This is a genomic window from Eubacterium sp. (assembly GCF_057858645.1).
Window position 1 is genome coordinate 1 of sequence record NZ_DBLZZO010000021.1, and the last position, 18,959, is coordinate 18,959.

Sequence of the window (18,959 nt, forward strand, 5' to 3'; positions counted from 1 at the left end):
ATATCGTGTGTTTAGTTCTCCGATTTACTACTATTTTTTTTATTCAATTATTAGTTGCAATCGTGCCATAGCTTTTCACTATGGAACGTTTCGCACCCCCTTTGGGATCTGTAATGATCTGGGAAGCCCTGCTTAACTGAAGGAGATTGGGTTTCACCATGAACAAGGTTTTTCCAGCGCCGCTTCCTCCGATTACCAGGACATTTAGGTTTCTCCTGGTCTTTCTGGTATTCATGGACAGCCTGACATTCTGGGATAAGATCAGATTATTGTGTTCATCTTTATCCGCAAACTGCTTTGCCACCTTTTTCGGATCTGCAAAAACAGCGGTACCAAATTCCTGTCCCGGCATATAGTTTTTCCGGCTGGTTACATACATGACCATACCGATCACATATACAAAAATCCCCAGAATGATTGCTTTTAAGGAAGTTTCGTTCCAATAATTGGCAAACGGGGCTGCCATCACCTGATCCAGACGGTTTAAAAAATAATTGATATCCTTTCCGGGCTGATAACACACGTTCAAGAGATAACCTCCATAGCCGGAAGCTATGCCACCAATAAGATACATGCCCCAGGACTGTTTCTTCTTTTTCTGAATTGCTCCGGTTCTCTACCTCCTTTGCCCCTGTATGGTTCTTCTCCCTGCTTCCAGGTTCTGTTGTGCCTTCCTGTAATTCTGCTCCCTTCTTCTGCGTATCTTTTCCTGCTCCTGTCTGGCACGTTCCCTGTGTACCGGGTCATAGCTTTCCCTATATAAATCTTCCCCCGAAGTTTTTCTAAGAAAACGGTCCTCCAGGTCTAAAATTGCATACTCCTTCTTCTTTTCCAATCCTGCAAAAATCGTCTTATGGTCATTAATCCAGCTAATTTCCGATTTATCCAGCCAGATAAATTCATTCTTACGGTACGGAATCCTGGTTTTGATATGATGCTCTGTTTCTTCATATACCAGCTTCTGGTCTATGGTAATGGCATTCACACCTGGATTGTTCCGTTTCTCCTTTTGGATACGCCGAATGACCTGCATCTTTTCTTCTGTTTCCTGGCTGCTTCCAGTGCTGCGTCTTTTGGCTTCCTCTTCCCCAAACAACTGTTTCCACTGCTGGGAATCTACCAATTCTTCAACCTGTTCCGGTGTCCTGGTCAGTGTCACCGTACCTTCCTTCCCTTTTTCCAAAATCCCCTGTTCTTCCATGTAGCAGATAATCGGCCAGATCTGAAGCCAGGTCATATTCAGACGGGAACGGACATCACTGATCTTCTCCACCTGGTTTTTCGCCAGCTCCCGCGCAACCAGTTCACACTCCTTCGGCTCCGGCAGGGCAGGCTTTTTTACTTCTTCTACCAACTGCTCTACCTTATCCGGCTCTGCATTTTCATAGTATTCATCTAACGTCCCAATATTGGAATGTTCAATTTTTGCCATCATGGACTGAATACGGGGCGCTGCCTGGGAATGGAACAAAATTTCACTCATACCGTCCTTCTCATTTAAATCCGGCAAAATGGAATATAAAATCCCATACTTATTTGCCAGGGCTTTTACCCGCTCCAGGTCTTTTGTTTCAAAACGGAAAACCTGTAAATCGCCTCCCATTTTCAGGAGCTTTTGTACAGAAGTTTTCCCTGACAGTTTTTCCTGATCCAGAACTTTTTTAAATACCGCACAAATATCTTTTACAAACTGCCAGCCTGTATTTCCCATTTTCAGAATGATTTCTGCGCCTTCAAAGGAAACTTTAATAATCTGCGCCGCATCTTGTATTTCACTCATGCTCTCCCTCCTATCCCATTGCCCTGTCCTTTTTTACTGGAACAGCCGCCTTTATTTTTCCTTCTGTAAGCATGGCTTCCAGGTCATACTGGATATTTTCCTGTTTTAAGAGAGTCTCCAGCATGTGGTTTGCTTTTTCCTTTTCATAGGTCATATACTGAAGCTGAAAAATATAATTCTCAATCTGCAAAATATTTTCCGGAACCTGAAAAAACGGTTCAAGGTAATGATAAAGAATACGCTCTTTTTCTTCCTTTCCTGCATGAGGCGCCTGTAACTGCAAAATAATTTTTTCTACCTCTTCCATAGACTCCTTATGAAAAGCAATACGGTACAAATCCTGTTTCTGCTCCCTGGTAAGAAAGGGCTGTTCCTTTTCGGCAGTTTCCAAAAGGGAAAATGTTTTTACCACATGTTCAAGTTCTGCCATTTACACACCCGCCTTCCGTTTCCGCATCAAAAGGATAATTTCCCGCATTTTTTTCATTCTCTCTGGTGAAGGGCTGTTCTCCATCACCTGAAGAATTTCTGCATCTGCCAGCCCACTTTCTACGCACTGGCGGATTTCTTCCAACTGTTCTGCGGACAGGTTATATTCCAGAATTTTCTCCACAACACTTTTGGGTACTTTTTTCCCAAGCATGGCAATCCCAAGCAGCCGGTGCTTACTTTTTTGTAGCCCTTCCGCTGTTTGTATGCTTTTTTCTTCCAATACCACTTTTGTTTCCCTGGAAGCAGCTTCTGTTTTTTCCCTGTATTTTTCTGCTTCTTTTTTCAGATCCTGAATTTCCTGCTCTTTCTTTGCCAGCTTTTCTTTTAATTCCTGTATGTTTTTATCTTTATATTGCAGGTTCTCATACAGGTCTTTAATCTCCTGGTTTTTCTCTTCAACAACATGCTCCTTTACCAGAGAAGACAAGGCTGTAAAACGGTCATTGCTTTCCCGAAACTGCTGAATGGATTGTTCCATGATCCCCATAAGATTTTTCATATAAGAACGCATTTCTTCATCTTTCGGAACTTCTTTTTTTGCCTTTGACTCTTCCAGTTGTATCCGCATGGTCCGCATACGGCTGGCCGGCAGTTCATTTCCGGCATAGGTTTTCACCTCTTCCAGATCCAGCCCGTTTTTTAAGCCCTCTACGATTTCCCGTACCTGGAACTGGTTATAATTTCCTTCACATAAAAAGTCGATTTCCCCAATCCCTTCCATAAGCCCTATGATGATTGCTTTCATCACCGGGGCTTCCTGGTTACTCTTAACTACCTTCTGGATATCCGAAACAGGAAGACCAAAATCCAGCCCCATAGAAACTGCGTCCATCTGTTCTTCTTTTAAAACTTTCCGGCATTCTTCCAGATACCGTTGTCCTTCTACTGTCATTTACCCTCCTTTTCCTCTGCCCCTCGCAGACGGTTTCCTATTCTTTTCCTTCTGCTGTGCTTCCAACTTTTCTTTTTCTTCTGCTTTTTCATGCAGACGCTCTGCAATCCTTTTTTCTTTTAAGATTTTTTTCCGTTCAATCCGCAAACGCTCCTCTTTCTCAAAGAAATAAGCGTCTGTCTGTTCTGCCTCAGACAAGGAATATCCCATTTCTTTTAACTGCCCAAGAAGGTTTTGGTATGTCTGGTGGTCTTGAAAAAATTCCTGATACCCTTCCTGATAAAGTTTTGCTTCCATCTGTTTTTCCTGCAGCTTATTGAGAAGCAGAAGCATTTCCTCATAAGGAACCATTTCTTTTCGTAGCTGCTTTCTTGCCCTGCTGTTTTCCCAAAGCTGTTCCTTTGTTGCATCAGAAATAGCTTTCAACTGCGCCTTATCCTGTATGCGATAAGCTGCCAGAAAATCAAATTCCTCCTGCAATTTTTTCAATTCATGGATTGCTGCCCTGTATTTCCAGGTTTTAGAGTCTGCCATTGGTTTCCCCTGCCGGTACCTGCGAAGAAAACATTCCTTCTGGTATCTGGTCAAATGCCGCTCCCGGTATGGGATAAACACATACGTCCATTCTACCGGTATCTCCTCTCCGGTCATTTCCGGGATTGGAAGGCGTCCAAAACGCTGCCGAAGCCTTTCCTCTGTATATTCTTCCCCTAGCTGGTCAAGCCGCCTTGCCCTTCCTGCTCCGGGTTCCCGAACAGAAAGGCGCTTTCTCCCCCGCAACTCATATCCCATGCTGGAAAGATTTTCAAGAAATTCCTCATAAGAACCTGCGTCCTGTAATGCCTGGTCCACATCTCTTCTGATCCGCCTGTCCCGTTCAGAAAGAGATTTTTCTTCCTGTCCTTTTTGTTTGCGTTTTTCCTTTGCTTCTTCCAGATCCAGCACAGATAAACCATGCTCCCTGCATATCCGGTTGGTCAGAGGCTGAATGATGTTTTCCCAATCCCCGTTTTTATAATCGTATTTATATCCCGTAGTACAGCGTACTGAATTAAAAATAATGTGCCCATGAATATGGTCCGTATCATTATGGACTGCATAAACCGCTTCAAAATCCTTCCCAAGAAATTCTGTCACAAACTCTCCTACCACTTGGAAGGCTTCTTCTTCCGAAACCTCATCTTCCTCAAACGAAAGAATGAAATGGTAGCCCTGCCTTTTATCCAGCTTTCCAAAATGACGTTTGGTATCTACCATCTGGGATAATGCCTGTTCAGGAATACAGTTATGTCCACAGACATAGCGGCCATGTTCTGTTTTCTCCGGGTTCATAATATAGCGAAGACCGTTTGCCAGATGTTTTGCCGGATAGCCCGTTTTTGCCTGTTTCATGTGCAGGCACTTTGTAATTGCCATAACCTACAGCCTTTCCTGCACCTGGCTTACCAGTGTTTTTATCTGCTTCAAAAACACATACAGACGGTGTTTATCTTCCCTGGAATAAAGGGCGCTGTTATTGTTATGGGTAATCTGGTTGATGTTTACGCCAATCCGGTTGATTTCCTGGTTCATGCGTTCCAGTTCCTGACGGATTTCCGGGTAATCCCTGGGACGGTTGGTAATCAGCATACGAAGGTACTGGGAATCGGAAAGCCCCATCTTTTCTGCCTGTTTTTGTAACTCTTCCAACTCCCATGAGTACAGCCGGATTTCTTTTCTGCATTTCATTGTTTCTTTTTTCATGCTCCCCCTTTCCTTATCTTTATCACATATTTCATCTACCGATTTCTACTCCAACGCTATCTGCTGTCAACTCCTAAGACCTGCTATCGGTCACCATATAACTTCCCGGTGTCCGGACTGGCTATGCCAGTCCTCTGCAAGATACGGATTTTACCGTACAAAATCCCATCTTGTTAGGGGGCACCCCCTAATACCCCGGATAAAATAGATAGCACAACGCAGATACTGATAGCAGACCTGCGTTCCATATAGGGAAAAACCGATAGCAGTTCCAAACATCTGCTATCGGTTTTTCCACTTCCTACTTCTATTTCTGCTAACAAAACCCCAGTTCTGTTAGCAAATCTGCCAGCCTCCTGTGTCTGATGTGACAGCAGTTCTTCCATTCTGCTATCAACGCCTTTTGCACAGACTCCTTGCAGGCTGCTTCTTCTTCCGCAATTTCTCTCTTTCCAACAAGTATGGGAAGACTCTCTATGGACCATTTGCCGCTTTGGGTTTCTCTTATGAAATTATTGGTTTACCTGTTCTTCCAAACGCTCCAATGCCTTTTCAAAAGCTCCAATCCCACTGAAAAAGGAAGAAAGCCGGATATCCTCAAACAGATATGGCATGGCTTTGTATAGTTCCAGAAAAATATAGTACAGCACATCAACAACAATGGAATTTCCTGCCTGTTTGTAAAGCTGGCTGTTACTTATGCCTGCTTCTTTTGCTTTCCAAAAATCCGCATCGGAAAAGCCCATAAGCCGGAAGCATTCTAAAGGTGTCAGCCTCCGGATACGGAACAAAGACTCTAAGCGGTGTATTCCATTTGATGTCGTAAGCGTAGGGCAGAGTTCCCCATGCTCCTGTACCCTTCCCCGTTTTTCCACAGACGGATAACTAAGATTTACAACACCATTTTCCAAACATTCCTCATAACCTTTCTGTGTCTTTTGACGTACCAGAATGATATTATCTTTTTGCACAGAAGTAAGGGTATGGCAGACTTCTTTTTCTCCCAGTTCCAAAGTCTGCACAATCCGGCCTTCCCGATCATACCTGCCCCGGATTGCTCCTGGATATTTTTCTACAATCTTTGGCTGGTCATGCCCTGCTAAAACCGCACCGCTGCTTCCTAAAGGGGAATAAATAACCCCGCTTGAACCATAGCCGGTATGAATATCTCCCACTTGAAGAATTTTGGGCTGCTGTCCGCCACCACCACAGGCAGTTACCGTAGGGCAGCACCCGTCTGGCAGATAAACCCGTCCAGTCTGTTCAAACACCCCTTTGATATTTCCGGCCCGTTTTACCCGGTTTTCCCGAAAAGCCTTCAGGCTTTTTTCGTCCGGCTCAAACAAAAGCGCTTTTCTCTCTTCCATATCTTCAATCAAGCGGCGTACTTTTTCCTGGGATAAGTAGTATTTTTCCTCTACCGTATCCTCCAGAATATCCATAAGGCACTGGAAGGACTCCAGCGGTTCCGGAAACTGGAATGTTCCATTATCCATTTCCTTCTGTATCAAAATCAGATATACCCGTTCCCTGTTCTGTGGTATTCCATAATGCTTTGCATTAAGAACACTCCAATAGGTGTGGTATCCGTATTCATGCAGTTCTTCTTCAAACAACCGGAATGTGGTATCCCGGAATTTTTTTCCTACAATATTTTTTACATTTTCGTAAATTCCCCATACTGGTTTGACACCCCGTATCATACGGAGCCACTCCACCAGAAGGGAAGAACGTGTTTTATCAATATCATGGGAACCACACATGCCGCAGGCGTCCCTTTTGGAATAATGTACCTGCAGAGGGTTATACTCATACCCGCAGCTTCGGCATTTCCAAACCGCGCCTGCCTGCTTGCCTGCCAGGGAAAAATCCTGACAGGGGCTTCCTCCACAGATCATGTTAAACGGTTCAATCTCCCTTTCGTCCACTTTTGTAATATCTCCCAGATTCAATGTTTCACTTGTACCATGAATCGCACAATAACTCTTTGCTGCATATTTATCAAACTCACAAAAATTCACCAAACTATATTTCATTCCTCATATTTCATGAGGTGTAGCTACACATTTTACCTAGGATTACTCACTTATTTCCTCCTGTCTCCTAAATTTTTTATAGTCTTCATGAGAAATCCACAGCTACAAACGAAATATCCATCTGGCATTACCTTACAATCATAGAATCACCCCTTCCCGTATCCAGAGTTTATCCTTCTGTCAAAAATTCTGTTGGTCTGCACCACCTCCTTTCCTAACACTCCCACTTTCGGATTGGTTATTTCTTTCTTACCGCTCTTTTTCTGATGTTTGCCAGCACCCTGGACACATACGCCTGCTTGGGTATCCCCATGCGGTATCCCTGCCGCTCATAGCTCTCTTCGATAAACGCAACCCGTACACGTCCATGCAGTTTCCTCTTTCCTATCCACTGCACTACTTTTTCCATCTCCGCTTCGCATTCGTCGATCTCCCATTTTTTGAAACATTCCTCATCATAGCTATTTTCCAAAAGAATACCCTCCTATCTTGCCTGTGCTATCTGGTATGATACTATGTTCCTGTGTCCTACCATTTTTTCTATCTTTTGTATGTTTGTCCCTTTTGTTTCAGTAAGAAGCGGCCTTTCCTTTTCTACCAGGCTGGAAAGCTCTTGGTTTTCCTTTTTATACTGCAAAAAAGCATTATAGTCTTTTCCCATAGGTGGAAGACGTACAAAAACCTCATACTCCATAAGGGTATATTTTCTTGCCAATTTTTTTGCCGCTTGTCTTCCCGGCAGGTCATTATCCAAACAGAACTGTATCTTCCTGATATGAGAATAATCTTTTAAGAACTTTTCCAAAGGACCATCGGAAAGCATTCCAAGTACCAGGATATTGTTCTGATAATCTTCCCGCAGTTCCATATCGGACATGGCATCAATGGCCGCCTCATATACATAGAGCGTATCACTGTTTTGGTCTACCAGATTAACCCCATAAGTTTTGTCATTCCCCGTAACATCTCCTTTAAAGGGTTTTCCATATTTATCCAGGGTTCCCCTCTGGCTGGCAAAACGTGGGATACCTTCCGTATCTTTTCCCACAAAAACCAGGTTATGGTACGTTCCGCTCTCATACAAAATCCCCTTTTTTACCCAAAAATCAATCATCTGCTTTGACAGCTTCCGCTGTTTTATCAGATAGCCATATAACCGGCGGCTGGTTTCTGATTTTGAAGGAAGTACAAAAGGTTCTTTCGGTATGTCTTTTCTCTGTTTTGTTTCTTCTATTTTTTCAGCCTGTCTTTCCGGTTGAAATTTTTGCATGGTTTCAGTACGGATATATCCGGCAAACTCCAGCAGATATTTGACTGCCTCCACAAAATCCATGTTTCTGAAATATTCCAGAAAGTCAATGGTGCTGCCACCTACCCCCTGGCTAAACCGGCACCAGGAAGACCGGTTGAAGATCATCACAGAGTCCATACCAACTGCCTGATAGAACCTGCCTTTCCTTTTCAATGGAATCCCTATCTGCTCCGCCAAATCCACTAAATCCACTGCCTTTGCAATCTGAATTTCTTCAGCCGTAAATTTTCCCATACTGCACCTCTTCATATTTCATATCCAGATAATGTGCCATTTCCGGGTGCAGAGCTTCAAAAGCAGTCAGGTAGCGGAAACAGGAACTATACTCTCCCTGTCCGGTACAAAATTCCCGCAGGCTCTTTTTTGAATACTGGGCGGGCTGGTTACACCAACGGCTTAGATTGATATACATTCCCTTATAAACCTCCGGCGCCCGTTCCCATGCGGCATAGCGCATCAAATAAGCCAGGCACTTATACCGCATCAAAATCTCAATCCGTATGAAAACGTCCCGAATATCCTTTGCCCAAAAATCTGCTTTCCAGGTTCCTTCCCAGTCATAGCCACACAGTACATACAGCTTAATTTTCTGGTAAGAAACTGGGATCACTTCCCGCAAAAGTTCCAATTTTCTTACAATAAGTTCCTGATCTTTGATATGGTCAAAGGCAAAAATCATACCGTTATCCAATTTTCCAGATGCCAGAAGTTCCATCTGCCTTTTCTGCATAATCCTCAGATCCAGCCCCTGCCGGAATTGAAACCGCCTGCCTGTTTCCAGGACACTGGAAAAGATTTTTTCCCACCCTGCACAGGCAAAAAAGTTATCGTCCAAAAAGCATAACTTCTTTCTGGACGGGTCATAAAATTCTTCCAATGGGCTTGCTGGTGCTGCACCGGTGCTGTTTTTGTTTACACAGAAACTGCACTTCCGAAAACACCCCCTGGTGAGGAAACCAATGGAATACTCCGTATAAAATTGGAACTCTTTCTTCTTTTTCTCTCCTTCGCTATGTTCTTTTACCATCTGGTCATACAAATGATAGTCCGGTGTATGGTGTTCAATCGCTTCTGGAAGTACCGGTGCTTTATCGTAAAAAAATCCAGTCCCTCCATAAACGGTTGTTTCCCTCGTCAAAATATGTTCCGGCACAAAGGTATCCGTAAACACTTTTGATACATAGAGCCGGTCATATTCCCCTGCCTGGCTATAATCCAAAAGAAGCTCTGTTTCAAATCCCTGCTCCTTCCAATAAGCGGAAAGTTTCATACATGCCAAGTTAGGAAACCGGTGTCTTTTCCGGTATAAAAGATCTGCATCTATAATCCCTATCCTCAACGCCTGCTCCTTTCCATACGGGTAGTTCCGGTTTTCTTCTCCCCTTTGACTGCCTCTTTTCTTTCTTCCTTTTCCTTGCATTCTGCCGGGCAATATGATTTTCCATTTGCTTCCATGATTTCTGCAAATTCACAAATATGGAACACCCTTGCCCCTACCTGTGTGTGGTATTCATCAATATAGGTACAAACCCGTTCTTCCCTTTTTCCATCTGGATATACAATCTCTATGGAGTCCCCGTCTGCTATGCTGAACAGGGTATGATAATGGCTGTCAATAAACCGTATTCTTTTTTTCTCTTCCATGCTTCTCACCTCATATTGCCAAAGAAAGGACAGCCGCAGCCGCCCTTTCCCAAGTTTAAAAACTGATTTTTATTTTCTATGCCTTTTTATGTCTTTTTCTGTAATAAAGTAGGCCTGCTACCATACCTGCACTTACACCAAGAGCCAGCAAAGGCAGGAACCAGTTTGTATCATCACCCGTTTTTGGTCCTGGTTTTACGGTACCTGGTGTTTCTGGTATTTTTTTATTCTGGATCTCTTTTACCACTTCAATGACTGGTGTTTTATCATTCTGATAGGTAAATACGATTTCCCACTCTTCTTCCGTCTTCTCATATCCCTTTAAGGTGGCAGTTTCTTTCAGCACATAGGTGATCGGTTCTTTGAAAACACCATTTTCATAAGTTCCAATTGGAAGTAGTTCTGAAACTGCTTTTCCATCTTTTCCAGTCTTCAAACGTCCTACTTCTTTTCCGGTTTCCTTTTCCAGCAGAACAAATTCTACTCCCTCTAAAGCTGCTTTACTGTCTGTATCAGTCTTTACAATAACCAGTTGTCCCATAGCACGCTCATCTTCCATCTTCACTTTCTGAATTTCTCCCGTTTCTTCTACTGTAAACTCCACGTCATTGGCCACAATATATCCGTCAACTGCCGCCTCTTCGTGCAGGGTATAAGTGCCTACCGGAAGATACTCAATCAGGTGTTCTTCTCCTGTGGTCCAGGACTCTACCACTTCCCCGTCCTGATCCAGGATCTGCAGCTTCGCCCCTTCAATCTCCTTACCATCTGTAATATCTGTTTTAGAGATAGAAACCTTTGTATGGTCGTCCTCCATTTTCACTTTTTGTACGTCCCCTGTTTCTTCCACAACAAATTTCACATCTTCTGCCCGGACATATCCCTGTTCCGTAGGCGCCTGCTCTTCATGCAGTATATATTCCCCTGGTGCCAGTGCGTAGACTACATGAGCTTCTTTTTTTGACACCCACTCTTCTACCACTTTTCCTTCCTGATCCAGGATCTGCATTTTGGCCCCTTCAATTTCCTGTCCACCGGTCAAATCTACTTTCGTAAACTCCGTAATGGTAGGCTGATTAGAAATTTCTTCTGAAAAAGCGAGCAGTTCAAGGGTCTGGTCTGTATAAGACGCATCAAAGGAATACACCTCATCATTTGGCAGGTATCCCGGCTTATGCTCTACTTCCTGAATATAGTATTTTCCATGAGGAAGATCTGCCTGAAATACCAGCTTGCCCTCTTCATCTGTTGTTCCCAGTTCAATCAAGGCATCTTTTTCTACAACTACTTCCCCGGCAGCATTCTTGATATCCTCCTGCGCATACAGCCCGAATACCACTCCTTCCAGCGGTTTTCCGGTTTCTGCGTCTTTCTTCAGAAGACTAAGGGAAACTTTCTGTCGCTGATTGGTAAGTTCCATTGTTACATAATCCACTGCTACTTCCTGTCCCTTATATGCAATTTCAAATTCTTTTGCTTCCGGGTCAAGCACGCAGTTCTGACCTGCTTTTTCTTCCACTACATAGTATTTTCCGATAGGAAGATTATTCAGGACTGCCTTTCCTTCTTTATCTGTCACCATACGGGCTACCAGGGCATCTTTTTCATATTTTACAATGCGGTTTCCTGCTTCGTCTTTCTGTCCGTCCGGGGTATAAATGGTTTCCTTTGCATGAATGGCAAATTCTGCACCTTCCATATTTCCCTCTTCATAGTCAAATTCATAACCTTTCTCTTTTTCCATGACCTCTTCCCCAGTGAAGAAACTGCTTACCTGATTTACGAAACCTGCTACACCGTTTTTCATCTTTGTCAGGAACTTTTCTTCTACTTTAGAAGCACCAGAAAGTTTTTCTCCTTTTTTATGGATTGTAAGGCTTCCTACTGCTTCATCATTATACTGTTCAATGACAACAATAAATTTACCGGTTTCCTCCTCTACCTGGTGTACGGTATCAGAATCTACGGTAATAGTGATCGGCGCTTTCTTTGCCTCCTGGTATGTTCCTCCGTCTGCAACTTCATTCAGCGGAACTTCCTTCCCGTCTTTTAAGAGGGCATTTTCAAATCCTACCTGTACATAATTTTCCGGTGCTTCCACTTCTTCAATCCGGTAAGTGCCACATTTTAACTGCTCCGGTGTAATCAGGTATCCCTCTTCGTTGGTCCTGAACACAGATACCACTTCTTTTTTTGGATATCTTACGATCATTTCCACATATTTTTCTGCTTCCACATCATAAATCTTATAAGCTGCACTGTTATCCAGCACCGGCTTCTGCGTCTGGGCATCTTTTTTCACAATCTTGAAGTAATACTGCAAAGGACGGTCATCAAACACACGCCATACCTGGGGTTCCCGGCTGTCTTCCGAAATCTGTACAATAAATGGACGAATCCCTTTTAAATTTTCCGGAACCGTAGACTCAAACACCACATAGGTTCCATAAGGAAGTTCTGGACTCTTTAAATATCCTTTCTTATCCGTAAACAGCTCTGGTACCGTAATCTTTTTACCATTCTCCCAATAAGAAGCGGTTTCGTCTTTGCTGTAATCATAGGTGATAAAATCTTCCGGGGTATAATAAGAACCATTTCCCGGCTTCAAACTTCCGTCTTTTACACCAGACAGCTCACTGATGAGGAATACCTTAAATCCAGCTCCTTCTACCAGTTCTGTTTCTGTCTGCTCCCCGTCTTCTGAGATCTTGATAAGCTGAAAGGCCTGTTTCTTTACAGTTTCCTTTACAGTCACCTCCCGGTGTACAATCTGTACTTCCTGTCCCTCATACGAAACCTCTACGGGATACTCTGTTTCATCTAACAGATACCCTTCTGCCGGCTCTATTTCTTTTACGAAATAATTTCCAAGATACAGGTTTTTGAAATCTACGGTTCCTTCACTGGAAATCGTACCCTGCGCTACAAGTTCCCCTTTTTTATGGACAATCCCATCTTTCTTATTTGGGTGTTCAATATCTTCCGTAGCATATAACCCATATTTTGCCCCTACTAAGGTTGCGTCACCCTGAGAAATAAATCCCTGGGAATCCTGGTCAATCTTACTTACATGAACTTCTCCCCGTACTTCCTCATTTTTAAAATCATGGGAAAAAGTATATGTGTAGGTGCTGTCGTCTTTATATTCATAGAAGAAACGATACACCTCATCTGTCATATAATACTTATCTGGTGCCTGGATTTCCCTCACGCTGTAATGGAAATTCAAAGGAATATCTGCATGGAACACAGCCGTTCCTTCCCTGTCGGAAACAGCACGTTCCACCAGGCTTCCTTTTTCTACAAGGACCTTTCCGTCTGCTGCCGTCAGGTCTTCTTCTACATACAAGCCAAACGTCGCACCTTCCAGGGTAACATCATCATGTTTCGATTTTTTCACTACATTTACGGAAATCTCCGGTCTTGCATTGGTAAAAACGGTTTCCCCCTGGGATAGCTCTACATTCTGTCCTGCATAGGACAAGGTTACAAACTGGGTACGTTCCTGTTCTGTTTTCCCAATCACCAGATTTTCCGGTGCTTTCTGTTCTACAACCTTATATTTTCCAAGATACAATTCTTTGGAAACAGCGCTTCCATCTTCCCCTGTTGTCAGACTTTCTACCAGATCCCCTGCTTTATGCACCTTCGTCACTTTATCCTGGCTGTAAATATCCTCTGCCGCATAAATGTTATATTCTGCCCCTGCAAAGTCCGCATTTCCATATACAAAAGTCAGGTTTCCCTCTTCTCCGGTTACTCCGGTCAGAACCTCACCTTTTTTACGGATTGTGATTTTTCCTTTCTGTTCCTCATTCGTCACTGCAACAGAAGTTGTTTTTCCTGTTTCCAGCTTCACGTTAAAAGACTCTGTATTCAGCTTATATCCTTCTGGAACAGAAATTTCTTTTAAATATACCGTATCCTGGGTTTTCGGAATTTCCACCTCAGAAGTACCGTTGCTGTCTGTGGCCGGCATCTGTACAAGAAGGTTTTTACATGCACTGTCTGAATAAATACCAAAAACAGCGCCGGACAGATTTACTTTACTGTTCTTATCTTTTTTTGTTACCTTTACCCTTGCCAGGTCCAGCCACTTCACCGTAAATTCCACAGAAGCACTTTCTTCTTCAAAAAATGCCCCATACCCAATATCCTGAGAACCAGAACCCGTAGACAATACTAAGGTCTTCCACTGAGTTCCCATTTGTCCTTTCAGCTTACCACTGTTCCATGTACCAGTTACAGTTTTGGGAGCACTGAAATAGAATGTGGTATTCCCATTGATCTTTACGGTTCCTGTCTGTTTTGTACTTCCACTGTGATAAGTCACATGCTCTGGCATTTTTAAAGTAATATAGTTTCTATGGTCACCTTTTAAAGTAAATTCTCCGGTACGCTGTTCCTTTCCACTTTCATAAGCCTTTGCTTCCTTTGGGGACAATGTGATTGCTGCTGTCGGAGGTGCTTCCAGGCTGTAAATATGCTGGATATATCCCCACACACCGCTTGCCTTAATATCTTCAAAGGTACAGCCATAAAAACCGTCCGTGCCACAATAAGAATAAGCGGCAGCTAAATGCGTAAAAATATACTTTGTCTTCCAGTCAAAAGAGGGCATATACTCCCCAGTAATGTCCCCGGGACCGCCATATCCATAATAAAGGACTTTCTGTAATTCCGGGTTGCTTTCAAATTCATTGGCTACATAATCCGAGGTCGGCGGGGAAGCCTTCATAGACTCCAGACAATATGCCACATGGCCATTTACGGTGAAATAGGAAGTAGAATAGTTCCCCACGTTAGAAGGGTATGGGATTTTCTCTCCCTGTACCAGATGTACATTGCTTCCTTTTTGCTGCTCCATTGCTGCCGGAACAACCGATAAGAACATTCCCTTATCCTCTTTTGGTGTCAGATCAATCAACTCTGCCCCTGCATCTGGCATTTCCGGTTCTTCCGTCAGTACCTCCGGTATCTCCAGGTCAGGGTCCGCCTCACCGTCCTCACCGGAGCCATCTTCGGTATGCTGGCTTACTTCTCCCTGGGGTTCCTGTGTACTGTTTTCCCTTGCTTCTACCACAATTCTTCTCATAATCTGATAGGAAGGGTTTCCGCTTAACGGATCAACACGATAAAATGCCTGGTAAGAACCTGGGGTATTGAAATCAAAAGAATTGCCGGAGTCCCCTTCTGCTTTCAGAAACGTTACCTTTACTTTTTCATCATTTTTCTGAAAACCCCTGTAATCTGTTTCCAAGTCAAAGGACTCTCCTGCTTTTATGGTAAGGTCCTCTGCATACACCAGTTCTTCTTCTGTTAGTTGCTCCTTTACCTCTTCCAACTCCGGTAATGTTTCTGAAGCAGCCTCCTCCTGTTTTACTTCCTGTATCTGTGCATGTTCCTCAGACTGTTCAGAAGCCAGTGCGGTGATCCCTGTATTGAGTAACGTAGAACAACTAAGAAGAAGTGCCAGCGTCCCAGCCAGCAGCCTTTTCTTTTTTCCTTTCATCATAGCTTTGCTCCTTTTCATTTTTTCGTCAAAAAAAGCAGGCCACACAAGCCTGCTTTCCATTTTCTATCTTCTTTTTTCTATCTTTTGTATACGGTCTGTCCCGTATCCAATGCACCTGTCAATCCCCTTTCTATTCCCTGCTTCCTGCATGGAACACTGCCAAAACAAGCTGCAGAACCAGCAGAAACAAACATATCACCAGTTTCCCTGTCAGATACAGCAGTTTCCCCACTGCAATGAAAATCCCTTTTACAACTTCCCATACACTTCTTCCTACTGCCATATCTTTTTCCTCCTTATTCTTCAAATGCCCCATAAAATTCCGCAAACCGTAAATCTTTTTCCATACAGGCTTCTTCCTTTTCCCTGTTCTCTGCTATCGTTCCACCGTCAGAAAGTTCTCCCTGAACGGCCTTTTCCAGCACACCCCGCTTCTCAAAGGCTTCTTCCTGTGCCTTTGAAACCGCTTCTTTTACGATTTTACAAAATTGTTCTTTCTGGTTTTCCAGAAGGGTATTTAATAGTTTCATCTGCTGTACTTCTTCTTCCTGCTGTAGATACTTGGCAAAATAAACGATTGCTTCTGCTATAAAATCGTCTTTTGTCTTGAAAATATCTTTGTTATACTCCTTCAGATACCGATAAGCCTGATGATGTACCGGTCTGTTTTTATACAGCCGCAGTGAAGTTGTATATACTTTTTCCGTATCCATAAGTTTTCACTTCCTATCATGCTGTCCGCATTTTCCTCTGTTTTGCCCGGATAATACTTTTCACTGCCTCTTCACAGCCCCTTGCATTGGCATGTATATCCGTTACAAACTGTACATCTTTTCCCTCATTGGCTCCAAAATGCTCCACAATGGAAGAACCACCGCCCATAAACACCATTTTGGTCAGATCCAGATTATAATGGTTTGCCTGTATGATACCATAAATTTCCTCTGCGTAGGACTTCAAACAGTTTTTTATGACGTCCTGATACTGCTTCGGGCAGTCATAGCTTCCTGTTCTCATAAATGCTTCTGTAATGTATGCCGGTACCCCTGCCCCTGTTTTGGCAATGGCTTCCTCATTGACTTTTCCGATACAGTACAAAGCTGCCTTATCCGAAATCGAATACTTCCCGTCCGGCATTCCGTCAACAAACTCTACCAGGTCGGTAGTTCCTCCACCAATATCTACTAAAAGGCAATAGCCGGGAACTGCTTCTAAAAGCGTATGGATCACCACATGCCCCTGCATAAAAACAAACACATTTTCCAAAGACACATGATAATGTACTCCTTCATAACGGAAATGCAGTTCCTTTGTCTTTAACAGATATTTCTTAAAACTTTCTTTCTGCTGCTGAAATCTTCTAGGCGGAAGGGCAGCTCCCATTTTTACGGAAGCGTCTGTCAGTCCCCGGCAGCGCATTTCCTGTGCCAGTGCTGCAAGGGTAAGAAGATAATAATTTTCATTCTCTGTCTTATCCACACACTCCTTTTCCGGTACTTTCCCTCCCACATAATAAAACTGGTTCTGGTATTCCAGAATATGTTCCAGGCTGTCCGGCCTTGCCTGTAAAGGCTGGATTGCTGCTGAAAATACAGTATTTGCAGTTTTCATGTTACGGTTTCCATGATCAATTCCAATAATCATTTTAGTTTCCACGTTCTTATCCTCCTGAAAGTTATAGTTTGTATTTTATCTTGTTCTCTTTGGTTCTTGACCTGTTTCTTTCTTTTCTTTATCTATCACATGAAGTTTTTCAAACAGTTCCCCCATCACAGCTTCCATTTCCTGAAACTTCATTTCATCTGGCATACACAGAAAAACAATCACTGCATCAGTCAGACGTTCCCCATTCTCTTTCCGGTAAAGTTCCGTATAGGAACCCCAACAACCGTCCTCACCCGCATAAAACTTTTTTGTCTTCTCATTTACTTTTATGAGGTATTCTTCGGTATCAACAAAAATTTTCCGAATGGATACTTTTTGTAGGTCGTATTTCATGCTGTCCATATAAACCGGAAGGTGTTCCTCTGGTGCAAAATAGACATACATTGTGCAATAGGTATCTCCCTCCGTCCCCATCTCCTGTAAGACAATCCCGGCTTCAAACATTTCCGGTGGAGCATAATCTACTACAAAATCCGAATCCTTACCCTGTGGAGATTTTTCAAAACGCCCTGAATCTCCAACCAGAAAATGTTTGGGGCACTGAATACGAAACCTTTCTTCCCTCATTCTGTATATTCCTCCATAATCTCACTAATATCTTTTTGAAATAACCGCTGAAGTCGGACAACTACATAGACATTGGGCTTTTGCTGTCCGTATTCAATCCTCTGATACGTCCGAAGACTGATACCCAAGACAGCCGCAAGTTCTATCTGTGTATATCCATGAGCTGTCCTGAATTTTCTTAATTTTGTTACTTTCTATCACGCTCCTTACGTCTGAGGGATAGCTTCCTGATAAGCAAACAGATTGGATATATAGCTGTTTGCTGTCAATGTGGCATTGTATAAAGCGGTAAGCAGCACTGCCCGGATATTATTGGCTTTCCTTGTACACTGCTTAATTGAGTCTATCACATACTCTACGGTAAACTTATCCAGCTTTTTATACATTCCCTGTACAATGCCAAGAGGTCGTTCTTCCTGATTTACCCTTATGGTCTTTGCATTGGACGTCAAAACATCTACTGCAAGCCCTACAATCTCATTGAGCAGTTTTCTGTCAAAAGGTCTGTCTATCCATATCGCATCATAATCAATCTGATCTTTGAACTGTTCTTCTGCTGCCTGATAGGATAAGATAGGATTATCTCTATACCCATTCCCTATTTCTGTTGTATTCTTTTGGGTACTTTCTGCTGTAGTCTTTGTAGTAATCTCTGTATTTGTCTGCCCGCTATCAGTCTGAGGTACCTCTTTGGGTATCCAGGGCTCTGTTTCCCTGTCGGGGTATGCTCCCTCTTTGAATGGTGACACCCTCTTCCTTTGGAAAGGGACAGCCCTCTCTTCTACAAAATGTATCTCTTCCTCTATGGCTGTATGGGAACTGATTTTCTCTGCTTTGGATTTCTCTCTTCTTTTTTCAAAGGAAACCGGATCTGCTCCTGTTTCTTCTGGATAAGTCAATTCTTTTAATCGGTCTACGATCAATTCCAGATACAAAACATTATTTACAACAATCCCATTCATGGAAATGGTTCTAAATACCCGTTTTACCACACCCAGCTTCTCTAAAAATACCACTGCATTTGTCGCTTCTTTCTTGGAAATCCCAAACTGTTCGCTGATCTGCTGGTAACTTCTCTGAAGAAAGTCTGACTTAAATTTCTTTCTTACCCCAATGACCTGTCCGGTTCCTTCATCTCTGATTTCTGTAGGCTTATACCAATACACAATATCTGCCAGTATAATAATCGCTGTCAGATTTGGCTTTCCGCTTTCTCTGATGATTGTCCGATACCACACCTGCGGAATGATATTTCCAGATATATTCAGTTTTGCATTTTCATCTACGATTTCATTTCCAGTGCTATAGATACC

The 18,959-nt window shown here is 43.0% G+C and carries 18 protein-coding genes and 1 pseudogene; all 19 read right to left on the minus strand.

From position 1 onward, the window contains the following. Positions 1–43 precede the first annotated feature (43 nt). Complete coding sequence (locus ACZM4J_RS08285; protein WP_489485967.1) at positions 44–574, minus strand: type IV secretory system conjugative DNA transfer family protein; 531 nt, start codon at positions 572–574, stop codon at positions 44–46. A 42-nt stretch (positions 575–616) separates the two neighbouring features. After that, positions 617–1,780, minus strand: a complete 1,164-nt coding sequence (locus tag ACZM4J_RS08290) for a PcfB family protein (protein WP_116441971.1) — start codon at positions 1,778–1,780, stop codon at positions 617–619. Between the two features lie 10 nt (positions 1,781–1,790). After that, the gene (locus ACZM4J_RS08295; protein WP_116441970.1) at positions 1,791–2,210 is read right to left on the minus strand and encodes a hypothetical protein; all 420 of its coding nucleotides are present in this window, start codon (positions 2,208–2,210) and stop codon (positions 1,791–1,793) included. Further along, the gene (locus ACZM4J_RS08300; RefSeq protein WP_116441969.1) at positions 2,211–3,164 is read right to left on the minus strand and encodes a hypothetical protein; all 954 of its coding nucleotides are present in this window, start codon (positions 3,162–3,164) and stop codon (positions 2,211–2,213) included. Then, entirely contained in the window at positions 3,165–4,580 is a 1,416-nt protein-coding gene (locus ACZM4J_RS08305; RefSeq protein ID WP_161276458.1) for a relaxase/mobilization nuclease domain-containing protein, read from the minus strand. It lies immediately after the preceding gene. Between the two features lie 3 nt (positions 4,581–4,583). Continuing rightward, the gene (locus tag ACZM4J_RS08310; RefSeq protein ID WP_025577448.1) at positions 4,584–4,907 is read right to left on the minus strand and encodes a plasmid mobilization protein; all 324 of its coding nucleotides are present in this window, start codon (positions 4,905–4,907) and stop codon (positions 4,584–4,586) included. 173 nt (positions 4,908–5,080) lie between these two features. Beyond that, positions 5,081–5,392: a hypothetical protein gene (locus ACZM4J_RS08315; RefSeq protein ID WP_118485976.1), complete on the minus strand. Its 312-nt coding sequence runs from the start codon at positions 5,390–5,392 to the stop codon at positions 5,081–5,083. Between the two features lie 27 nt (positions 5,393–5,419). Then, positions 5,420–6,943, minus strand: a complete 1,524-nt coding sequence (dcm, locus tag ACZM4J_RS08320) for a DNA (cytosine-5-)-methyltransferase (protein WP_195191241.1) — start codon at positions 6,941–6,943, stop codon at positions 5,420–5,422. 238 nt (positions 6,944–7,181) lie between these two features. Beyond that, complete coding sequence (locus ACZM4J_RS08325; protein ID WP_161276457.1) at positions 7,182–7,415, minus strand: hypothetical protein; 234 nt, start codon at positions 7,413–7,415, stop codon at positions 7,182–7,184. Between the two features lie 12 nt (positions 7,416–7,427). Beyond that, positions 7,428–8,489, minus strand: coding sequence for a DUF3991 domain-containing protein (locus ACZM4J_RS08330; RefSeq protein ID WP_161276456.1), 1,062 nt, complete (start codon positions 8,487–8,489; stop codon positions 7,428–7,430). Then, complete coding sequence (locus ACZM4J_RS08335) at positions 8,470–9,594, minus strand: radical SAM protein (protein WP_161276455.1); 1,125 nt, start codon at positions 9,592–9,594, stop codon at positions 8,470–8,472. Before ACZM4J_RS08335 ends, ACZM4J_RS08330 begins: the two co-directional genes overlap by 20 nt. After that, entirely contained in the window at positions 9,591–9,899 is a 309-nt protein-coding gene (locus tag ACZM4J_RS08340; RefSeq protein WP_116441961.1) for a hypothetical protein, read from the minus strand. The genes ACZM4J_RS08335 and ACZM4J_RS08340 overlap by 4 nt, the downstream gene beginning before the upstream one ends. A 76-nt stretch (positions 9,900–9,975) precedes the next feature. Then, entirely contained in the window at positions 9,976–15,414 is a 5,439-nt protein-coding gene (locus ACZM4J_RS08345) for a SpaA isopeptide-forming pilin-related protein (protein WP_489485973.1), read from the minus strand. Between the two features lie 77 nt (positions 15,415–15,491). Then, a complete protein-coding gene (locus ACZM4J_RS08350) occupies positions 15,492–15,677 on the minus strand; it encodes a hypothetical protein (protein WP_270844083.1) in 186 nt (61 codons plus the stop codon). 33 nt (positions 15,678–15,710) lie between these two features. Further along, complete coding sequence (locus ACZM4J_RS08355; RefSeq protein WP_161276453.1) at positions 15,711–16,127, minus strand: hypothetical protein; 417 nt, start codon at positions 16,125–16,127, stop codon at positions 15,711–15,713. Between the two features lie 16 nt (positions 16,128–16,143). Beyond that, positions 16,144–17,070 (minus strand): ParM/StbA family protein, encoded by a 927-nt coding sequence (locus ACZM4J_RS08360; RefSeq protein ID WP_092072137.1) that lies wholly within the window; start codon positions 17,068–17,070, stop codon positions 16,144–16,146. A 33-nt stretch (positions 17,071–17,103) separates the two neighbouring features. Next, positions 17,104–17,646, minus strand: coding sequence for a hypothetical protein (locus ACZM4J_RS08365; protein ID WP_161276452.1), 543 nt, complete (start codon positions 17,644–17,646; stop codon positions 17,104–17,106). Continuing rightward, positions 17,643–17,819: pseudogene (locus ACZM4J_RS08370) on the minus strand (helix-turn-helix transcriptional regulator); the annotation flags it as partial. The gene ACZM4J_RS08365 and the pseudogene ACZM4J_RS08370, both read right to left, overlap by 4 nt. Before the next feature lie 33 nt (positions 17,820–17,852). Next, positions 17,853–18,884 (minus strand): DUF6017 domain-containing protein, encoded by a 1,032-nt coding sequence (locus ACZM4J_RS08375; RefSeq protein ID WP_489485976.1) that lies wholly within the window; start codon positions 18,882–18,884, stop codon positions 17,853–17,855. Between the last annotated feature and the right edge of the window lie 75 nt (positions 18,885–18,959).

Excerpts from the sequence above, each read along its gene's own strand:
- ACZM4J_RS08285 (WP_489485967.1), bottom strand. The coding sequence starts at position 574 with ATGTATCTTATTGGTGGCATAGCTTCCGGCTATGGAGGTTATCTCTTG.
- ACZM4J_RS08290 (WP_116441971.1), bottom strand. The coding sequence starts at position 1,780 with ATGAGTGAAATACAAGATGCGGCGCAGATTATTAAAGTTTCCTTTGAA.
- ACZM4J_RS08295 (WP_116441970.1), bottom strand. The coding sequence starts at position 2,210 with ATGGCAGAACTTGAACATGTGGTAAAAACATTTTCCCTTTTGGAAACT.
- ACZM4J_RS08300 (WP_116441969.1), bottom strand. The coding sequence starts at position 3,164 with ATGACAGTAGAAGGACAACGGTATCTGGAAGAATGCCGGAAAGTTTTA.
- ACZM4J_RS08305 (WP_161276458.1), bottom strand. The coding sequence starts at position 4,580 with ATGGCAATTACAAAGTGCCTGCACATGAAACAGGCAAAAACGGGCTAT.
- ACZM4J_RS08310 (WP_025577448.1), bottom strand. The coding sequence starts at position 4,907 with ATGAAAAAAGAAACAATGAAATGCAGAAAAGAAATCCGGCTGTACTCA.
- ACZM4J_RS08315 (WP_118485976.1), bottom strand. The coding sequence starts at position 5,392 with ATGGTCCATAGAGAGTCTTCCCATACTTGTTGGAAAGAGAGAAATTGC.
- dcm (WP_195191241.1), bottom strand. The coding sequence starts at position 6,943 with ATGAAATATAGTTTGGTGAATTTTTGTGAGTTTGATAAATATGCAGCA.
- ACZM4J_RS08330 (WP_161276456.1), bottom strand. The coding sequence starts at position 8,489 with ATGGGAAAATTTACGGCTGAAGAAATTCAGATTGCAAAGGCAGTGGAT.
- ACZM4J_RS08340 (WP_116441961.1), bottom strand. The coding sequence starts at position 9,899 with ATGGAAGAGAAAAAAAGAATACGGTTTATTGACAGCCATTATCATACC.
- ACZM4J_RS08345 (WP_489485973.1), bottom strand. The coding sequence starts at position 15,414 with ATGATGAAAGGAAAAAAGAAAAGGCTGCTGGCTGGGACGCTGGCACTT.
- ACZM4J_RS08350 (WP_270844083.1), bottom strand. The coding sequence starts at position 15,677 with ATGGGAAGTTGTAAAAGGGATTTTCATTGCAGTGGGGAAACTGCTGTA.
- ACZM4J_RS08355 (WP_161276453.1), bottom strand. The coding sequence starts at position 16,127 with ATGGATACGGAAAAAGTATATACAACTTCACTGCGGCTGTATAAAAAC.
- ACZM4J_RS08365 (WP_161276452.1), bottom strand. The coding sequence starts at position 17,646 with ATGAGGGAAGAAAGGTTTCGTATTCAGTGCCCCAAACATTTTCTGGTT.